This is a genomic window from Pseudomonas sp. 1152_12 (assembly GCF_052850675.1).
The window spans coordinates 310,628-326,598 of the sequence record NZ_VXCW01000005.1; the positions used below are offsets into that span (position 1 = coordinate 310,628).

17 protein-coding genes are annotated in these 15,971 nt (G+C 60.1%); 8 read left to right on the forward strand and 9 right to left on the reverse strand.

The window, feature by feature from the left end; all coding sequences use genetic code 11:
• Positions 1-369 carry a hypothetical protein gene (locus FW764_RS11730; RefSeq protein ID WP_446434065.1) on the reverse strand — a complete coding sequence of 123 codons (369 nt, stop codon included), beginning with the start codon at positions 367-369 and terminating at the stop codon, positions 1-3.
• Positions 370-501: 132 nt separating this feature from the next.
• Between FW764_RS11730 and earP the strand changes: the two genes are divergently transcribed.
• Both earP and FW764_RS11740 read left to right on the forward strand, forming a co-directional pair.
• Entirely contained in the window at positions 502-1,635 is a 1,134-nt protein-coding gene (gene earP / locus FW764_RS11735; protein ID WP_446434066.1) for an elongation factor P maturation arginine rhamnosyltransferase EarP, read from the forward strand.
• Between the two features lie 49 nt (positions 1,636-1,684).
• A complete protein-coding gene (locus tag FW764_RS11740; protein WP_446434067.1) occupies positions 1,685-2,257 on the forward strand; it encodes an elongation factor P in 573 nt (190 codons plus the stop codon).
• A gap of 115 nt (positions 2,258-2,372) precedes the next feature.
• On the opposite strand, the gene FW764_RS11745 is transcribed toward FW764_RS11740, so the two are convergent.
• From FW764_RS11745 to FW764_RS11755, 3 genes are all read right to left on the reverse strand, one after another.
• Complete coding sequence (locus tag FW764_RS11745; protein ID WP_446434068.1) at positions 2,373-2,792, reverse strand: organic hydroperoxide resistance protein; 420 nt, start codon at positions 2,790-2,792, stop codon at positions 2,373-2,375.
• Positions 2,793-2,972: 180 nt separating this feature from the next.
• Entirely contained in the window at positions 2,973-3,425 is a 453-nt protein-coding gene (locus FW764_RS11750) for a MarR family winged helix-turn-helix transcriptional regulator (RefSeq protein ID WP_446434069.1), read from the reverse strand.
• A gap of 80 nt (positions 3,426-3,505) precedes the next feature.
• Positions 3,506-4,456 (reverse strand): LysR family transcriptional regulator, encoded by a 951-nt coding sequence (locus FW764_RS11755; RefSeq protein WP_446434070.1) that lies wholly within the window; start codon positions 4,454-4,456, stop codon positions 3,506-3,508.
• A gap of 106 nt (positions 4,457-4,562) precedes the next feature.
• Here FW764_RS11755 and FW764_RS11760 point away from each other — a divergent pair, with 106 nt between their 5' ends.
• The gene (locus tag FW764_RS11760; RefSeq protein WP_446434071.1) at positions 4,563-5,312 is read left to right on the forward strand and encodes a sulfite exporter TauE/SafE family protein; all 750 of its coding nucleotides are present in this window, start codon (positions 4,563-4,565) and stop codon (positions 5,310-5,312) included.
• Here FW764_RS11760 and FW764_RS11765 read toward each other — a convergent pair.
• On the reverse strand, positions 5,302-6,183 hold the full coding sequence (locus tag FW764_RS11765) for a LysR family transcriptional regulator (protein WP_446434072.1): 882 nt from the start codon (positions 6,181-6,183) through the stop codon (positions 5,302-5,304). The genes FW764_RS11760 and FW764_RS11765 overlap by 11 nt on opposite strands.
• A gap of 70 nt (positions 6,184-6,253) precedes the next feature.
• Between FW764_RS11765 and FW764_RS11770 the strand changes: the two genes are divergently transcribed.
• Both FW764_RS11770 and FW764_RS11775 read left to right on the forward strand, forming a co-directional pair.
• Positions 6,254-6,460, forward strand: a complete 207-nt coding sequence (locus FW764_RS11770; RefSeq protein WP_446434073.1) for a DUF1127 domain-containing protein — start codon at positions 6,254-6,256, stop codon at positions 6,458-6,460.
• A 45-nt stretch (positions 6,461-6,505) separates the two neighbouring features.
• A complete protein-coding gene (locus FW764_RS11775) occupies positions 6,506-7,738 on the forward strand; it encodes a winged helix-turn-helix domain-containing protein (RefSeq protein ID WP_446434074.1) in 1,233 nt (410 codons plus the stop codon).
• A 51-nt stretch (positions 7,739-7,789) separates the two neighbouring features.
• On the opposite strand, the gene FW764_RS11780 is transcribed toward FW764_RS11775, so the two are convergent.
• Positions 7,790-9,136: a class II 3-deoxy-7-phosphoheptulonate synthase gene (locus tag FW764_RS11780; RefSeq protein WP_122759419.1), complete on the reverse strand. Its 1,347-nt coding sequence runs from the start codon at positions 9,134-9,136 to the stop codon at positions 7,790-7,792.
• 124 nt (positions 9,137-9,260) lie between these two features.
• On the opposite strand from FW764_RS11780, the gene FW764_RS11785 reads away from it, so the two are divergent.
• A complete protein-coding gene (locus tag FW764_RS11785) occupies positions 9,261-10,016 on the forward strand; it encodes a spermidine synthase (RefSeq protein ID WP_446434075.1) in 756 nt (251 codons plus the stop codon).
• A gap of 30 nt (positions 10,017-10,046) precedes the next feature.
• On the opposite strand, the gene FW764_RS11790 is transcribed toward FW764_RS11785, so the two are convergent.
• The gene (locus FW764_RS11790; protein WP_446434076.1) at positions 10,047-10,838 is read right to left on the reverse strand and encodes a crotonase/enoyl-CoA hydratase family protein; all 792 of its coding nucleotides are present in this window, start codon (positions 10,836-10,838) and stop codon (positions 10,047-10,049) included.
• A gap of 422 nt (positions 10,839-11,260) precedes the next feature.
• Between FW764_RS11790 and FW764_RS11795 the strand changes: the two genes are divergently transcribed.
• The gene (locus FW764_RS11795; RefSeq protein ID WP_034118863.1) at positions 11,261-12,934 is read left to right on the forward strand and encodes a DEAD/DEAH box helicase; all 1,674 of its coding nucleotides are present in this window, start codon (positions 11,261-11,263) and stop codon (positions 12,932-12,934) included.
• Between the two features lie 192 nt (positions 12,935-13,126).
• Here the strand turns inward: FW764_RS11795 and FW764_RS11800 are convergent, their stop codons facing one another.
• Positions 13,127-13,894 carry a DODA-type extradiol aromatic ring-opening family dioxygenase gene (locus FW764_RS11800; protein WP_446434077.1) on the reverse strand — a complete coding sequence of 256 codons (768 nt, stop codon included), beginning with the start codon at positions 13,892-13,894 and terminating at the stop codon, positions 13,127-13,129.
• Positions 13,895-13,998: 104 nt separating this feature from the next.
• On the opposite strand from FW764_RS11800, the gene FW764_RS11805 reads away from it, so the two are divergent.
• Positions 13,999-14,655 carry a thiopurine S-methyltransferase gene (locus tag FW764_RS11805; protein WP_446434078.1) on the forward strand — a complete coding sequence of 219 codons (657 nt, stop codon included), beginning with the start codon at positions 13,999-14,001 and terminating at the stop codon, positions 14,653-14,655.
• A gap of 165 nt (positions 14,656-14,820) precedes the next feature.
• Here FW764_RS11805 and htpX read toward each other — a convergent pair whose 3' ends face one another.
• Positions 14,821-15,708, reverse strand: a complete 888-nt coding sequence (gene htpX, locus FW764_RS11810) for a protease HtpX (RefSeq protein WP_446434079.1) — start codon at positions 15,706-15,708, stop codon at positions 14,821-14,823.
• Between the last annotated feature and the right edge of the window lie 263 nt (positions 15,709-15,971).

Genomic DNA, 15,971 nt, shown 5'->3' on the forward strand with positions numbered 1-15,971 from the left:
TCAATCACAGAATTGCAGGACATTCGCCTTGCTCTTTTCATTGGGCGCGTTCTGGTCCTGTTGCAGCCAGAACTGGCATTTAGGGTTGGACAGGTTGCGCGCGTTGTTGCGCGCCTGGTCCACGGTCTGTTGCTGTTCCTGCTTGCGAAGGTTTTCCTGGTATTGCTCGAACATGCGGTTCGGCGGCTGCGGCGCAACAACGGCCGGTTGGCCCAATTGCTGAACGGCTTGAGCAACCGGCGCCAGGCTTTGCGGGAACAGGTAGCGCGACGCCAGCCAAGTGGTTAGCACAATGGCGATAAACCCTAGCCATAGGCCGAACGCTACAGCAACACTGAGCTTGAACAGCGACAACGAACGATCAGCCATAGTGGCCTCCTGGCAGGCATTTGCGACATGGTGGCGATTGTCGCACAGCTACTGTGCAGAATAATCGCGATCAAGCCTTCTGCATCGGCGCATTTATGCGGACAATCGAGCCTTTGAGCGTTGGAGCCCGGAATGAAAGCCCGCTGGGATATTTTTTGCAGCGTCGTCGACAACTACGGCGACATTGGCGTGACCTGGCGTCTGGCCCGGCAATTGGTGATGGAGCACGCGTGTGAAGTGCGCTTGTGGGTCGATGACCTGCGGGCCTTCGAGCGCATGTGCCCAGAGATCGAGGTGCAGCGTGACCAGCAGTGGCAGGAGGGCGTCGAGGTGCGTCACTGGCCGGCACAGTGGTGCGAAAGTTCCTCTGCTGACGTAGTAATCGCCGCGTTTGCCTGCCAGTTGCCGCCCGCATACATGGAAGCCATGGCCGCGTGCGAACGCACACCGTTGTGGATGAACCTGGATTACCTCAGCGCCGAAGACTGGGTGGTGGGGTGCCACCGCTTGCCGTCGGTGAAGTTCAAGGGCGTGCAGAAGTACTTCTTCTTTCCCGGCTTTCGCCCCGGTACGGGCGGCTTGTTACGTGAGGCTGGCTTACTGGAAGAGCGTCAGGCGTTTCAACAGGATGGCGCTGCGCAGCAACACTTCCTGCAAACACTGGGCGTATTTCCGGCAGCCGGTACGCGGTTGATGTCGCTGTTTGCCTACGAAAACACCGCACTTGCCGGTTGGCTGGACGTGTTGGCGACGGACGGGCGTGCCACTCATCTGTTGGTGCCGGAAGGCCGAATCCTCGGTGACGTTCAGCGTTGGCTCGGCGTTGATGGCTTGGCGGCGGGCGATGTTCACCAGCGCGACGCCCTGACCGTCCAGGTGCTGCCTTTCGTGCGCCAGAAACAATATGATCGCTTGCTGTGGTGCTGCGACTTCAACGCCGTGCGCGGCGAAGACTCGTTCGTGCGCGCCCAGTGGGCCGGGCGGCCGTTGCTGTGGCACATCTATCGCCAGGACGAAGACATCCATCTGGACAAGCTCGATGCCTTCCTGGCGCTGTACACCGCCGCGTTATCGCCAGCGGCCAAAGCGGCACTGGTCGCACTTTGGCAAGCCTGGAACGCTGATGGCGATATGGTACAGCCGTGGAAAATGCTGCTGGAGCACTGGCCGGAGGTGACCGCGCATGCCGAAACGTGGTGTCTGGAACAAGGCTTGCAAGCCGATCTTGCGACGGCGCTGGTACAGTTTTATGAAAGTTGGATATGATACGCGACCTTGATTTTTGTAAACCCCATCCAAATTTCGGATATACGCAATGAAAACTGGTAAAGAACTGAAACCCGGTACAGTGATCCGTCTCGAAAACGACCCTTGGCTGGTTCAGAAAGCTGAGTTCACCAAGTCTGGTCGTAACAGCGCAATCATGAAGACCAAGCTGAAGAACCTGCTGACCGGTTACAAGACCGAGATCGTCTACAGCGCCGATGACAAACTGGACGACGTGATCCTCGACCGCAAAGAAGCGACCCTGTCCTTCATCAGCGGCGACACCTACACGTTCATGGACACCTCCGACTACACCATGTACGAGCTGAACGCTGAAGATATCGAAGCCGTTCTGCCGTTCGTTGAAGAAGGTATGGAGGACGTCTGCGAAGCGATCTTCTTTGAAGAGCGCCTGGTTTCCGTAGAACTGCCAACCACCATCGTGCGTAAGGTTGCCTACACCGAAGGTTCCGCTCGCGGCGACACTTCGGGCAAGGTGATGAAGCCTGCCAAGCTGGCTAACGGTACCGAACTGCAAGTGGCCGATTTCATCGAAATCGACGACATGATCGAGATCGACACCCGCGAAGGTGGTTCGTACAAGGGTCGTGCCAAGAAGTAATTCTGGCCCCGCCGATACGAGAAAGCCCGACCTAGCGTCGGGCTAATGAGATGGTCACCCCTAACACCCTGTGAGGGCTACGCTTTCACGGGGTGTTTTTGTGGGCGTCTGTTAATCAGACGGTCACGTGCAGGCGTACATCGACGTTGCCGCGGGTGGCGTTAGAGTACGGGCAAACTTGGTGAGCGGCGTCGACCAGGCTTTGCGCGTCGTCCTGGGCCAGGCCCGGCAGGCTTACGTGCAAGTCGATATCCAAGCCGAAACCACCGGGGATTTGACCGATGCCGACGTGAGCAGTGATCGAAGTGTCATCCGGTATGTTGCGTTTGGTCTGGCTGGCGACGAACTTCAGGGCGCCGATAAAGCAGGCCGAGTAACCGGCAGCGAATAACTGCTCCGGGTTGGTGGCTTGGCCGCCGGCACCGCCGAGTTCTTTAGGGGTGGAGAGTTTGACGTCGAGGATGTTGTCGCTGGAAACAGCGCGACCATCACGGCCGCCGGTGGCGGTGGCTACTGCGGTGTAGAGAGTTTGCATGGTGTTGGTCCTTTTATTTATCGCTAAATATTTGCGCACTAAGTAGTTGGTGAGGTGAATGTATAGCTCTAATGTTTTGCGCGCAAGATAAATTTACGGATTGTTTTTGAGGTGCGGCCAAACCAAATGAGGGAGCAAGCCCACTCCCCCAATTTAGATAGATGCTGGCGGTCTACTGCGTCAGACAGCAGCCTGCAAATGACTGCGCAAGGCGATCAAATCTGACTGCAACTTGCGCAACTGCTCCAGCGCCAGCCCGCTGGCGCCGAGGATGCACTGGGGAATGCCCATGGCTTTTTCCTGCAGGGTACGGCCGGCCTGGGTCAATTCCACCACCACCACGCGTTCATCTTCGCGGCTGCGGGTGCGGCTGAGCAGGCCTTCGGCTTCCAGGCGCTTGAGCAGCGGCGTCAGTGAACCCGGATCGGTCAGCAGGCGGCTGCTGATTTCACCGACGGTCAAGCCATCTTCTTCCCACAGCACCATCATGGCCAAGTACTGCGGGTAGGTCAGGCCGAGTGCTTGCAGCTGTGGTTTGTAGACCTTGGTCATCAGCAGTGACGTGGAGTGCAGGGCGAAACACAGCTGGTTGTCCAGCATCAGGTTTTCGCACGGGGCGGGGTTTTTGCTCATGGCGGTGCCTCGAAAAAGCGTGTCTGGGCTGGAATCTAGCGGTCAAACCTTTAATGCGCCAGATAATTCTGTCTGCAGAGTCAGACCAAGCCGCTTTGCAATGCCAGATCCCACGGTGGCACGGGGCTGAAGCGTGACTTGAGGTATTCCAGCAACAACCGGCTGCGCGCGTTCGCCTGTTGTTCCAGGCGCAGCGCATAGATGCCAGCGGTTTCCGGGCTGGGCAGGCCGTTTTCGCAAAACAGCGGCAGCAGTTCGCCGCGCACTAGGTATTCACTGGCCAGCCAAGTGGGCAGGTGGGCAATGCCCAGCCCGGCGAGAGCGCCCGAGAGCAGCGCTTCGGCGTTATTGGCACTCATGCGAATGCGCTGCGGGCGATAGGTGGCGCGGCGCCCATCCAGCTCAAAGCGCCAGGCGAACATCGGCGCCAGGCCGTCCCAGTCGAGGCCGTCGTGTTCGCTCAGCTCGCGTGGATGAGTCGGCGTGCCACGGCTTTTCAAGTAAGCCGGGCTGGCGCAGGCGATGCGCACGATGCTGGCCAAGGGTGTGGCGATCAGCCGGGTGTCGACGATATGCCCGGCGCGCAGCACCAGGTCGACCTTGCCCAAGTGCGCGCCCTGCATGTCGACGAAGCTGTCGATCAAATGCAGGTGCACATCCAGTCCCGGGTACACATTCAGAAAGTCGGCGATCACCGGCGCCAGATGCCGTCGGCCAAACGCTGCTGGCGCGTCCACGCGAATCAGGCCCTCCGGTGCATGGCTCAGCGACACCGCCTCGGCTCGGGCCAATTGCAACTCACTGACAATCCGCCGCGCCCGCTCGGCAAATGCCAAGCCTGCCGGTGTGGGCACCACGGCGTGGGTGCTGCGCTGGAACAAGCGGCTGCCTACCGAGCTTTCCAGGCTGTCGATACGCCGAGCCACTGCCGAGGGGGTCAGCGGGTGACGGCGGGCGGCTGCGGAAAAGCTGCCGGTCTCCAGCACGTCTAGAAACAGGCTCAGTTGATCGGTCAGGGTATTCGGGTTCATAGGTGCGCTTATGCGAGATTGGCAAAGCCATTGTGCGTTGCTGTGCGTTTCCGTGCCAGGGGCGACTGCGTAGCATGTAACGCTTGGGCCTCTGGAGTGACGCGCGGTGTTGGATTTGGCGATGTACCTGATATTGGGCGCGGCCCTGGGCACGGTGGGTGGCCTGTTCGGCATTGGTGGCGGGCTGATAGCCATCCCAGTGCTTGGTGTGTTGTTCGGCCTCGATCAGCAGCTCGCCCAAGGCACCGCGTTGGTGATGGTGGTGCCCAACGTGATGCTCGCCTTGTGGCGCTACCACCAGCGCAACCGTATCGAGTTGCGCCACGCGTTGCCGCTGGGCGTCATGGGTTTCAGCTTTGCCTGGCTCGGTTCGATCTGGGCGGTCGGCCTGGATGCCGGCGCCATGCGCTTAGGGTTTATCGCGTTCTTGCTGACGCTCTCGGCGTACAACCTACTGCGTCTGTTCACCCGCAATGCGCCGCCGACTGCGCAGATGCGCTATTCGTGGCCATGGCTCGGCGTGCTTGGCGCCGCCTCGGGTTCCATGGGCGGTTTGTTTGGGGTGGGCGGCGCGGTGGTTGCCACGCCGGTGCTGACCAGCTTGTTCGGCACCTCCCAAGTGGTCGCCCAAGGCTTGTCGCTGGCGTTGGCGCTGCCCAGCACCAGTGTGACCCTCGTGACTTATGCCTGGCACCACGAGGTGGATTGGAGGATCGGTGTGCCGATGGCGGTCGGTGGCCTGCTGAGTATCAGTTGGGGCGTGAAAGTCGCCCACGCGCTGCCGGAGCGGATATTGCGTGGCCTGTTCTGCGGCTTTCTGGCGGTGTGTGCGCTGATGCTGACCTTTAAAGTTTGAAGCCCTCGAGGATGTACTCCGCCAGGCAGTCGGTGATGGGCGAGTTCATGGAAGGGTTACGCAGTAGCCGCAGGCTCATCGACGGCAACGCCGGAAAGCCCTCGCCGCTGCCGAGTATTCGCAGGTCTTCAGTGACCAGGCTTTCCATGCTGATCATGACTGCAAGGCCAGCGTTGACCACCGCCTGAATCGCCGCCACGTTGGAGCTGTGATAAGCCAGGCGATAATCGCGTCCGGCCGCTTCCAGAGCCGTCCGCGCCCAATGGGTGTACAGGCAGTCTGCGCCGGAAATAGCCAGAGGCAAGGCTTCATGCTCGTCCACGCAGAAACACGACGAGGCTACCCACACCATACGATCAGTGCGCAACAGTTCGCCGATTTCACTGCCGGGTTCACGGCTGATCACTGTCAAGGCGAGGTCCCGGCGCTGCATCAGTACCGTGGAAGACTCGCAGTGCATTTCAATCTGGATCAGTGGGTAGGCCTTGGAAAACCGCTTGAGAATGCCCGGCAGATAACGCATCACGTAGTCGTCCGGTGTGCCGATGCGCACCAACCCGACCATGTGTGGTTCGCGCAGCGTGTTGAACACCTCACTGTGCAGCTTGAGGATACGCCGCGCATAACCGAGCAACACCTGGCCTTCGGGCGTCAGCCGCACCTGGCGGCCGTCGCGCTCGAACAGCTTGCGCTGCAGTACGTCTTCTTCCAGGCGCTTCATCTGCATGCTCACCGCCGATTGCGTGCGATTGACCAGCTCGCCGGCGCGGGTGAAGCCGCCTTGGTCGGCGATGGCGACGAAGGTGCGCAGCACTTCAGTGTCGATGCTTGGGTAGCCGGACAATAGATCAATCTCCGAGATGTATTGCATAAGAAACATTCGTTGGATTGATCATAAGGCCAGGCCCACACTCTCGTCATCCCCACTGGAGGGCGAGAAGATGAAAGGTCAGAAAGGTTTTGTGTTGATGGCGAAACGTCCCTTTTTCGGGCTGTTTCAGGTGGTTGCCCGTTGGCAGGCGCTGCATCATGAGCGCCAGGTACTGGCGAGCTTGAGCGACGATGCACTCAAGGACATCGGGCTCAATCGCGGCGACGTGGAGCAGGATCGCCACCTGCATTTCTGGCAAGACCCGCTGCGAAAGTGACCCAGGATGCAGTAGGGTGGTTGGCGAGCCCACACGGAGAAAACCATGTCCGCCAACCTGTCTTTTTCACTCAAGCACGCTCGACGTCTGGCGCTGGCAGCACAGGGTTTTTCCGGGCGCCGGGCGCCGGCACTGGTCAAGGCCGCGCACCTCAATCGTTTGATTGAGCGGTTGGGTGTGTTGCAGATCGACTCAGTCAATGCGGTGGTGCGCTCGCATTACCTGCCGCTGTTTTCCCGCTTGGGCAATTATTCCCCGTTGATTCTTGAGCAAGCGGCTTGGAGCCAGGGGCGACGGCGCTCGCTATTTGAATACTGGGGCCATGAGGCCTCGTTGCTGCCCATGGCGCTGTACCCGTTGATACGCTGGCGCATGGAGCGGGCCAAGCTGGGGCAGGGGATCTATTCGCAGATGGCGCGTTTCGGACGTGAGCAGCAGGCCACCCTTCAGCGTGTACTGCGCGCCGTTGAGCAACAGGGCGCGCTGGGCGCGGGTAGCTTGTCGACCCGTGAGGAGCGCGCCGGCCCGTGGTGGGACTGGAGTGATGAAAAGCACGCGCTGGAATGGCTGTTCGCTGCGGGACTGGTCACGGTCGCGGGGCGGCGCGGGTTTGAGCGCCTGTATGATTTGCCCGAGCGGGTCATCCCCGGCGACATTCTTCAGCAAACCGCCTTGAGCGAAGCCGAGGCCCAGCGCGGCTTGTTATTACATAGCGCAACCGCTTTAGGCGTCGGCACCGAAAAGGACCTGCGCGATTATTTCCGCCTGGACCCCGCCGACAGTCGCAGCCGCTTGGCCGAGTTGGTTGAAGATGGGCAGTTGCTGACCTGCCAGGTGCAGGGCTGGAGACAACCGGCGTACTGCCTGCCCGAGCCGAAAGTACCGCGCAAGGTCCCGGCCAGTGCGTTGCTGTCGCCGTTCGATTCACTGATCTGGGAGCGCAGCCGCACCGAGCGGCTGTTCGATTTTCGTTACCGATTGGAGATATACACCCCGCAAGACAAGCGGGTTTACGGCTATTACGTGCTGCCGTTTTTGCACAATGAGCGGATCGCCGCCCGCGTCGACCTGCGCGCCGAACGCGCCAACGGGCGTCTGGCGGTGCACGCGGTGCACGAAGAAGAACCGGGGCTGGATGAGGAAGGGATGCAGGCGTTGGCCTTGAGCCTATTGCAAATGGCCACTTGGCTTGGGCTGGAACAGGTCCAGCTCAATTGCCAACGGCCGAGTGCGGCCCGGTTAAGAGTCGCAATGCTCAACTTGGATGGTGGCCTCTAGGGCGTCATCGGGAGCAAGCCCCCGATGGAGTCAGCCCTGGTAACTAAAGACTCAGCGTTTAACTTGTTTTAAGGTCTCGGCAATCAGAAACGCCAACTCCAACGATTGATCGGCATTCATCCTTGGGTCGCAGTGCGTGTGGTAGCGGTCCGACAAGCCGTCTTCGGTGATCGGCCGCGCGCCGCCGATGCATTCGGTGACGTTCTGCCCGGTCATCTCGATATGAATCCCGCCGGCATAGCTGCCCTCGGCCTGGTGTACCTGGAAGAACTCCTTCACTTCGCCAAGAATCTGCGCAAAGTCGCGGGTCTTGTAGCCGCTGCTGGCCTTGATGGTGTTGCCATGCATCGGGTCGCTGCTCCACAGCACCTGCTTGCCCTCGCGCTGCACGGCGCGGATCAGGTTGGGCAGGTGGTCGCCGACCTTGCCGGCGCCCATGCGCGCGATCAGGTTGAGGCGGCCGGGGTCGTTGTCCGGGTTGAGGATGTCGATCAGGCGGATCAGGTCGTCGGGGTTCATGCTCGGGCCGACCTTGACGCCGATCGGGTTGTTCACTCCGCGCAGGAATTCAACGTGGGCGCCGTCCAGCTGACGGGTACGGTCGCCAATCCAGAGCATGTGCGCGGAGCAGTCGTAGTAATCGTTGGTCAAGCTGTCGCGGCGCACAAAGGCTTGCTCGTAGTTGAGCAGCAGCGCTTCGTGGGCGGTGAAGAAGCTGGTTTCGCGCAGTTGCGGCGAGCTGTCCATGCCGCAGGCGCGCATAAACGCCAGGGTTTCATCAATGCGGTCGGCCAGTTGGCTGTACTTTTCGGCCAGCGCGGAGTTGGCGATGAAGTCCAGGTTCCACTTATGCACTTGGTGCAGGTCGGCGAAACCGCCTTGGGCAAACGCGCGCAGCAAATTGAGCGTGGCGGTGGACTGGTGATAGGACTGCAGCAGGCGGTCCGGGTCCGGCACGCGGCTTTTCTCGTCGAAACCGATGCCGTTGACGATGTCGCCACGGTAGGCCGGCAGGGTGATGCCGTCGATGGTTTCATCATTGGCCGAGCGTGGCTTGGCGAACTGACCGGCCATACGCCCGACTTTCACCACCGGGCAGCCGGCGGCGAAGGTCATGACGATCGCCATCTGCAGCAGCACTTTGAAGGTGTCGCGGATTTTTGCCGCAGAGAACTCGGCAAAGCTCTCGGCACAATCGCCGCCCTGCAACAGGAACGCGCGGCCTTGGGTCACTTCGGCAAACTGACGGCGCAACTCGCGGGCTTCCCCAGCAAACACCAGCGGCGGGTAGCTGGCCAGGTTCTGCTCCACTTGCAGCAAGTGTGCAGCGTCCGGGTACTGGGGTTGTTGCTGGATCGGCAGGGCGCGCCAGCTGTCGGGGCTCCAGGGTTGGCTCATCATGCACTCGATTGGTTGATTGACGGTCGGGCGCCAATGTTATCAGCAATTAGTGCGTGACCTGTTGCCGCCGGTTGGCCGACAATCGCGCCTTTGCCGTGCGGTAAACCCTTTAGGAGTAGTGATGAGCGAGGAGCGTGTCGAGCGCCTGCTGGCCGAAGTCCATGATGATTTCGGCATGATCCGTGTGCTCGAAGTGGCCGATTACCGCTTTCTCGAGTTTGGCGACGCCATCGAGCAAAGCTGCGTATTTACCGCCGACCCGAGCTGGCTGGAGTATGACTACACTCGCGCCATGTTGATTGGTGCGTTGTGCCATCAGCAGCCGGAGAGCGCGCTGTTTCTTGGGCTGGGCGCCGGTACGCTGACCCAGGCGTGCCTCAAGTTCCTGCCGCTGGAAGATGTCGAAGCCATTGAGCTGCGCCCGGATGTGCCGCGCCTGGCCATTGAGTATCTGGGGCTGGATGACGATCCGCGCCTGTACATCCGCATTGGCGACGCGCTACAACTGCTCGAAACCGCTGAGCCGGCCGACCTGATTTTCGTCGACCTGTATACGGATGTCGGCCCCGGCGTCGGCCACCTGGCCTGGACCTTCCTGGAGAACTGCCAGAAAAAGCTCAACCCCGGCGGGTGGCTGGTGATCAACCAGTGGGCCACCGACGATGGCAAGCCGCTGGGGGCGGCGTTATTGCGCGGCTTGTATCACCGGCATTACTGGGAGCTGCCGGTGAAGGAAGGCAATGTGATTCTGCTGGTGCCTTCGGAGCTTGATCAGGAATTGGACCTGCCAGCGCTCTCGTCCCGTGCCGAAGCGCTGGCGCCGCGGTTGGGGTATTCGTTGCAGGCGTTGATCAAGGCTATTCGGCCAGCGACTTAGTGGTCTCCACTGGCGCCATCGCGGGGGTGTTCAAATACCTTTGAACACCCCCGGGCGCTTCTCAATCATCGCCCGCACACCCTCTTTGGCATCTTCGCTGTTGAGTAGCTTCTCCACCAATGTCTGCAACCCTGCCGCCGCGACGGTCTCGCCCTCCATGCGCGCCTGGCGCGCCGACATCAACGTCGCCTGCACGCCAAGCGGTGCTTGGCGCGCGATGCGGTTAGCCAGTTCGATGGCGCGGGGCAGCAAGTCTTCGCTGGCCATCACTTCCTGCACCAGCCCCAGGCGTAGCGCTTCATGGGCGTCGAACTCATCGCCGGTGAGCAGCCAGCGCATTGCATTGCCCCAGCCGGCGACCTGCTGAAAGCGTAGTGTCGCGCCGCCGAACGGAAAGATCCCACGCTGTACTTCCATCTGCGCAAAACGCGTGTTGCTCGCACAGATATTGATATCCGCCGCGAGCATCAACTCGATACCGATGGTCAGGCAGTAACCTTTGGCCGCGACGATCACCGGTTTGCTGACCCTGGGGCCAGCAAACACGCCCCACGGATCGCAGCCACCCAAAGGCGGTTGCCAGCCGCCCGACATCACGCCGCTGACATTCGCCAGGTCCAGCCCGGCGGTAAAGTGGTCGCCGTGGGCAAACACCACGGCCACCCGTGCCTCGTCATGTCGATCAAATTCGCCATAGGCCAGGCTCAGTTCATTGAGCAAGTCCAGGTCAAAGGCATTGCGCTTGGCTACTCGGTCCAGGCCTAACAGCAAGACATGGTCCTGTAATTCACGGCTAACGCGACTGCTGCTGGCTTGATTCATCGGGTGCGCCCTCAGGGCTTGGGTTAGGTTTCAGACTAAAGGTCTTATTCGACAGGTGAACCGATTAAGCCTTCTGACCAACAGGGCCGGGCCTTTGAAAAATAGACCCTGGCGCGGGTATCCGCAAAGCCTGTGACGCAGCGCGGTTTATCGGCAGTTTCAGATAAAAAAAGCTCCCTTTTTCAGGTATTTCCGGTATAGTGCGCGCCGGCCTTTAACCGGGCCGCGTTTAGGTAGCGCAATTCCCCGAAGTCAGCTTCGGCTGCACGTCCGTACAGCGGACTCTTCCTTGACGAATCTTTTTCATTCATTCGTTTTCGCAAATCCCCGCCGACAAAGCAGCCAGGGCGACTCTTGAGTCTCAACACGGCATGCGCAGCTTTGGAGCATGGGTCTTTGCGGATGCACTTAGAGGCAGACCCATGACCCAGGAAACCGGCGGCTTCGCCGCTTTTAATCTTAATCCGAACATTCTTGCTGCCGTCATCGCGACCGGCTACGAAGAACCTTCGGCTATTCAGCAGCAATCGATCCCGATCATCATGGCCGGCCAAGACATGATTGGCCAGGCGCAAACCGGTACCGGTAAAACCGCCGCGTTTGCCCTGCCTATCCTGCACTGCATCGATCCTGCCAAGCGCGAGCCGCAAGCCCTGATCCTGGCGCCAACCCGTGAGTTGGCGCTGCAAGTAGCAACCGCTTTTGAAACCTACGCCAAGCAAATGCCAGGCGTAACCGTTGTGGCCGTTTACGGCGGCGCGCCTATGGGCCCACAACTGAAAGCAATCCGTAACGGCGCACAAATCGTTGTCGCCACCCCGGGCCGTCTGTGCGACCACCTGCGTCGTGACGAGAAAGTCCTGTCGACCGTGAACCATTTGGTTCTGGACGAAGCTGACGAAATGCTCAAGCTGGGCTTCATGGACGACCTGGAAGTCATCTTCAAGGCGCTGCCAGCAACCCGTCAGACCGTGTTGTTCTCGGCGACCCTGCCACAGTCGATCCGTGCTATTGCCGAGCGCCACCTGCGCGATCCGCAACACGTGAAGATCCAGACCAAGACTCAGACCGTTACCGCGATCGAACAGGCTCACCTGTTGGTTCACGCTGACCAGAAGACCTCGGCTGTATTGAGCCTGCTGGAAGTCGAAGACTTCGACGCCCTGATCATGTTCGTGCGCACCAAGCAAGCGACCCTGGACCTGGCCAGTGCCCTGGAAGCCAAAGGCTACAAAGCCGCTGCGCTAAACGGTGACATCGCCCAGAACCAACGCGAGCGCGTCATCGACTCCCTCAAGGATGGCCGTCTGGACATCGTTGTGGCGACCGACGTTGCTGCCCGTGGCCTCGACGTTCCACGTATCACTCACGTGTTCAACGTTGACATGCCGTACGACCCAGAGTCCTACGTTCACCGTATCGGCCGTACCGGCCGTGCCGGTCGCGAAGGTCGTGCACTGCTGCTGGTGACTCCTCGTGAGCGCCGCATGCTGCAGGTGATCGAGCGTGTAACCGGTCAGAAAGTTGCCGAAGTCCGCCTACCGGATGCACAGGCCGTTCTCGATGCGCGCATCAAGAAACTGACCAACAGCTTGTCGCCGCTGGTGGCTGACGCTGAATCGACCCACGGCGACCTGCTGGACCGCCTGACTGCCGATATCGGTTGCACCCCGCGTGCCCTGGCTGCAGCTCTGCTGCGCAAGGCTACCAATGGTCAGGCTCTGACCCTGGCTGCGATTGAGAAAGAGCGTCCTCTGGTGCCGAACAACGCGCCACGCGGTGATCGTCCAGAACGTACCGGCGACCGTCCTGACCGCGGTGATCGTGAGCGTCGTGCTCCGGTGCCATTGGCTGAAGGTCGTGCTCGTTGCCGTACCGCGCTGGGCGCGCGTGATGGTATCGCTGCCAAGAACTTGCTGGGCGCTATCCTCAATGAGGGTGGCCTGGCACGTGAAGCCATCGGTCGCATCCAGGTCCGTGACAGCTTCTCCCTGGTGGAGCTGCCGGAAGACGGTCTGGAAAAACTGCTGGCCAAGCTGAAAGACACTCGCGTTGCCGGTAAGCAGTTGAAACTGCGTCGCTACCGCGAAGATTGATCCGCCCTTGGGCTGATTGATCGCACGTAAAAAATCCCCGACTGGTTCGGGGATTTTTTTGCCTGACATTTGCCGCACTCAATCAAATGGGGGAGTTGGTTTGCCTGCGATAGCCATAGGTACATCAGTAAGCGTGTCTTTCACTGATACACCGCTATCGCAGGCAAGCCAGCTCCCACCTGTAGATCTCCATCAGCCGAAGCGGTAGATGTCCATGCCTAGCGCGCCCAGGGTGAAGCCCTGGTGCGCCACGCTGAATTCGCCACCAGCGCCGCGCGCAAAGTACAGCGGCAGCAGATGCTCGTCACTGGGATGGCTGCGCACCGCATGGGGCGCCTGGTGACGGTAATCGTGCAAGGCCGTTTCATCGTTAGCGGCGAGTTTATCCACCACCCAGTCACGAAAATCCCGTGCCCAAGGCTCGATGCTCTCAGGTCCGGCCTGCCAGTTCAGCTCGCCCAGGTTATGGGTGATGCTGCCGGAGCCGATCAACAGCACGCCTTGCTCGCGCAGGCTGGCGAGTGCGTGCCCGACCCGGGTCTGCAGGGCAGGGCCCAGACGGCTGGGCAAGGAAACTTGGACCACGGGGATATCTGCCGCTGGGTACATCAGCGACAGCGGCACCCAAGTGCCGTGGTCGAAGGGGCGTCGATCATCAATTCGCGCATTCAAGCCATCGGCGTTGAGCAATTCGACAATTTCAGCGGCTAACTGCGGGTTGCCCGGTGCGGGGTATTGCACCGCAAACAGTTCGCGCGGGAAGCCGCCGAAGTCGTGCCAGGTTTGCGGGGCGGCGCTGCCGCTGACGAGTAATTCGTGGCTTTCCCAATGCGCCGACACCACCACAATCGCTTTGGGGCGTGGCAGTTCTGCGGCCAGGCGCTTGAGCGCCGGGCCGCTGGCGCCGGGTTGCAGGGCGAGCATGGGCGAACCATGGGAGATGAACAGGCTGGGGAGCATAAGTGGGGTCCTGAGCGTTAACATAAGCTCATCTTCAATCAGATCATTGATCTAAATCTAATATAAGTTTTAGCGTCTTTTGATCGAATTCTTAGGGTGATTCCATGGAGCCAACGTTTTGGCAAGAGCGCTGGGCGCGCAACCAGATCGGTTTTCATCTGCCCGAGGTCAACCCCTACCTTCAGCGCCACTGGCCAAGGCTAGGCTTGGCTGACGGGGCGAAGGTGCTAGTACCGTTGTGTGGAAAAAGCCTGGATTTGATGTGGTTGGCCAGTTCCGGGTATCGCGTGTTGGGTGTAGAGCTCTCTGAGCAGGCGGTTGAGGCATTTTTCAGTGAGCAAGGGCTCGTGCCCAGGATCAGCCGGCGCGGTGCCTTCATGGTGTACCAGGCAGACTTGATCGAGGTGTGGTGCGGTGACTTTTTTGCATTGGACGCCGAGGCGCTGGCCGATTGCTCGGCGCTGTACGATCGCGCGGCATTGATCGCGTTGCCGCCGTTGATGCGGGCGCAATACATCGGGCATCTCGATGGCTTGTTACGCCCGGGCTGCCAGGGTTTGCTGATCACTGTCGACTACGACCAGGCACAAAAGGCCGGCCCGCCCTTTGCGGTGACTGATGATGAAGTGGAGGTGTTGCTGGGTTCGCACTGGGTTGCACAGGTAGTGGAGGAGCAAGACATCCTGGGTGAGAGCTGGAAGTTTGTGCAGGACGGTGTCACGCGGCTGGAAGAGCGTGTGTACCAACTGACAAAGTACTGACACTGCTAACGCCATCGCAGGCGAGCCCGTCTCTTAAGCGACTGCGTCGTTCACAGGTTATGTGAACCTGAGCAGGTCCTTGTGGAGGGCTTGTCCGCGATGGCGATTCAAGCACCCACAAAAAAGGGGCGATCAGTTCGCCCCTTCCAGTGTCACTCCCCGTTATCAGCCCCGGCGACGCAATGCGTCGATACGCTCTTCCAGCGGCGGGTGGCTCATGAACATGCGTGCAAAGCCTTGCTTGATGCCACCGTTGATACCAAACGCCGTCAGGCTGTCCGGCATGTGCACCGGCAGGCCCTGCTCGGAGCGCAGGTGTTGCAGCGCGGCAATCATTGCCCCGGTACCGGCCAGGCGAGCACCGGCTTCGTCTGCGCGGAATTCACGTTTACGCGAGAACCACATGGTGATCGCGCTGGCCAGGAAGCCCAGTACCACTTCAGCGAAAATGGTCGCCACGAAGTAGGCGATACCGCGGCCGCCTTCGTTTTTGAAGATCACCTTGTCGACGAAGTTGCCGATGATCCGCGCGAAGAACATCACGAAGGTGTTCACCACGCCTTGTACCAGCGCCAGGGTGACCATGTCACCGTTGGCCACGTGGCCGATCTCATGGGCCAGTACCGCCTTCACTTCGTCGTAGGAGAAGCGTTCCAGCATGCCCTGGCTTACCGCAACGAGCGCGTCGTTCTTGTTCCAGCCGGTGGCAAAGGCGTTGGCTTCATAGGCCGGGAAGATCCCGACCTCAGGCATCTTGATACCGGCCTCGCGAGACAGCTGTTCAACAGTTTGCAGCAACCATTGCTCATGCCGGGTGCGTGGCTGGGTAATGACCTGGGTGCTGGTGCTCATCTTCGCCATCCACTTGGAGATGAATAGCGAGAAGATCGAACCGGCAAAACCAAAGACTGCACAGAAGACCAGCAGCTGACTGAGGTTCAGATCAACCCCGTTGGCCGCCATGAACCCGTTGAAGCCGAAAAGGCTCAGGGTGATGCTGGCAATCAGCACGACCGCCAGGTTAGTGGCCAAGAACAGCAGGATGCGCATCATGGTTGTAGAGTTCTCCTCATGCTTAATATGTTGCGTACTGCGGGGTATATAAGGTGCGGCCTGGGGTGATTCAACCGAGCGACTATTTCAAACTGTGTCCTACAGCGTGAATGTAGAGCCTTGAAAGGATTTTCCCACCTGTAAAGTATGCTGCGATCACTGCGTTCAGGCCTTAGTCTCCCATAATTGCGGGGGCTGACCGGTCCGTGGTGTGCAGCGACGAGGGAAGAGGGGCTGTAGCGCAGAGAAGTGTTGCCAGATAC

Bases quoted from the DNA above. Each gene is read 5' to 3' on its own strand.
- FW764_RS11730 (WP_446434065.1), bottom strand. From the start codon at position 369: ATGGCTGATCGTTCGTTGTCGCTGTTCAAGCTCAGTGTTGCTGTAGCG.
- earP (WP_446434066.1), top strand. From the start codon at position 502: ATGAAAGCCCGCTGGGATATTTTTTGCAGCGTCGTCGACAACTACGGC.
- FW764_RS11740 (WP_446434067.1), top strand. From the start codon at position 1,685: ATGAAAACTGGTAAAGAACTGAAACCCGGTACAGTGATCCGTCTCGAA.
- FW764_RS11745 (WP_446434068.1), bottom strand. From the start codon at position 2,792: ATGCAAACTCTCTACACCGCAGTAGCCACCGCCACCGGCGGCCGTGAT.
- FW764_RS11750 (WP_446434069.1), bottom strand. From the start codon at position 3,425: ATGAGCAAAAACCCCGCCCCGTGCGAAAACCTGATGCTGGACAACCAG.
- FW764_RS11755 (WP_446434070.1), bottom strand. From the start codon at position 4,456: ATGAACCCGAATACCCTGACCGATCAACTGAGCCTGTTTCTAGACGTG.
- FW764_RS11765 (WP_446434072.1), bottom strand. From the start codon at position 6,183: ATGCAATACATCTCGGAGATTGATCTATTGTCCGGCTACCCAAGCATC.
- FW764_RS11770 (WP_446434073.1), top strand. From the start codon at position 6,254: ATGAAAGGTCAGAAAGGTTTTGTGTTGATGGCGAAACGTCCCTTTTTC.
- FW764_RS11775 (WP_446434074.1), top strand. From the start codon at position 6,506: ATGTCCGCCAACCTGTCTTTTTCACTCAAGCACGCTCGACGTCTGGCG.
- FW764_RS11780 (WP_122759419.1), bottom strand. From the start codon at position 9,136: ATGAGCCAACCCTGGAGCCCCGACAGCTGGCGCGCCCTGCCGATCCAG.
- FW764_RS11785 (WP_446434075.1), top strand. From the start codon at position 9,261: ATGAGCGAGGAGCGTGTCGAGCGCCTGCTGGCCGAAGTCCATGATGAT.
- FW764_RS11790 (WP_446434076.1), bottom strand. From the start codon at position 10,838: ATGAATCAAGCCAGCAGCAGTCGCGTTAGCCGTGAATTACAGGACCAT.
- FW764_RS11795 (WP_034118863.1), top strand. From the start codon at position 11,261: ATGACCCAGGAAACCGGCGGCTTCGCCGCTTTTAATCTTAATCCGAAC.
- FW764_RS11800 (WP_446434077.1), bottom strand. From the start codon at position 13,894: ATGCTCCCCAGCCTGTTCATCTCCCATGGTTCGCCCATGCTCGCCCTG.
- FW764_RS11805 (WP_446434078.1), top strand. From the start codon at position 13,999: ATGGAGCCAACGTTTTGGCAAGAGCGCTGGGCGCGCAACCAGATCGGT.
- htpX (WP_446434079.1), bottom strand. From the start codon at position 15,708: ATGATGCGCATCCTGCTGTTCTTGGCCACTAACCTGGCGGTCGTGCTG.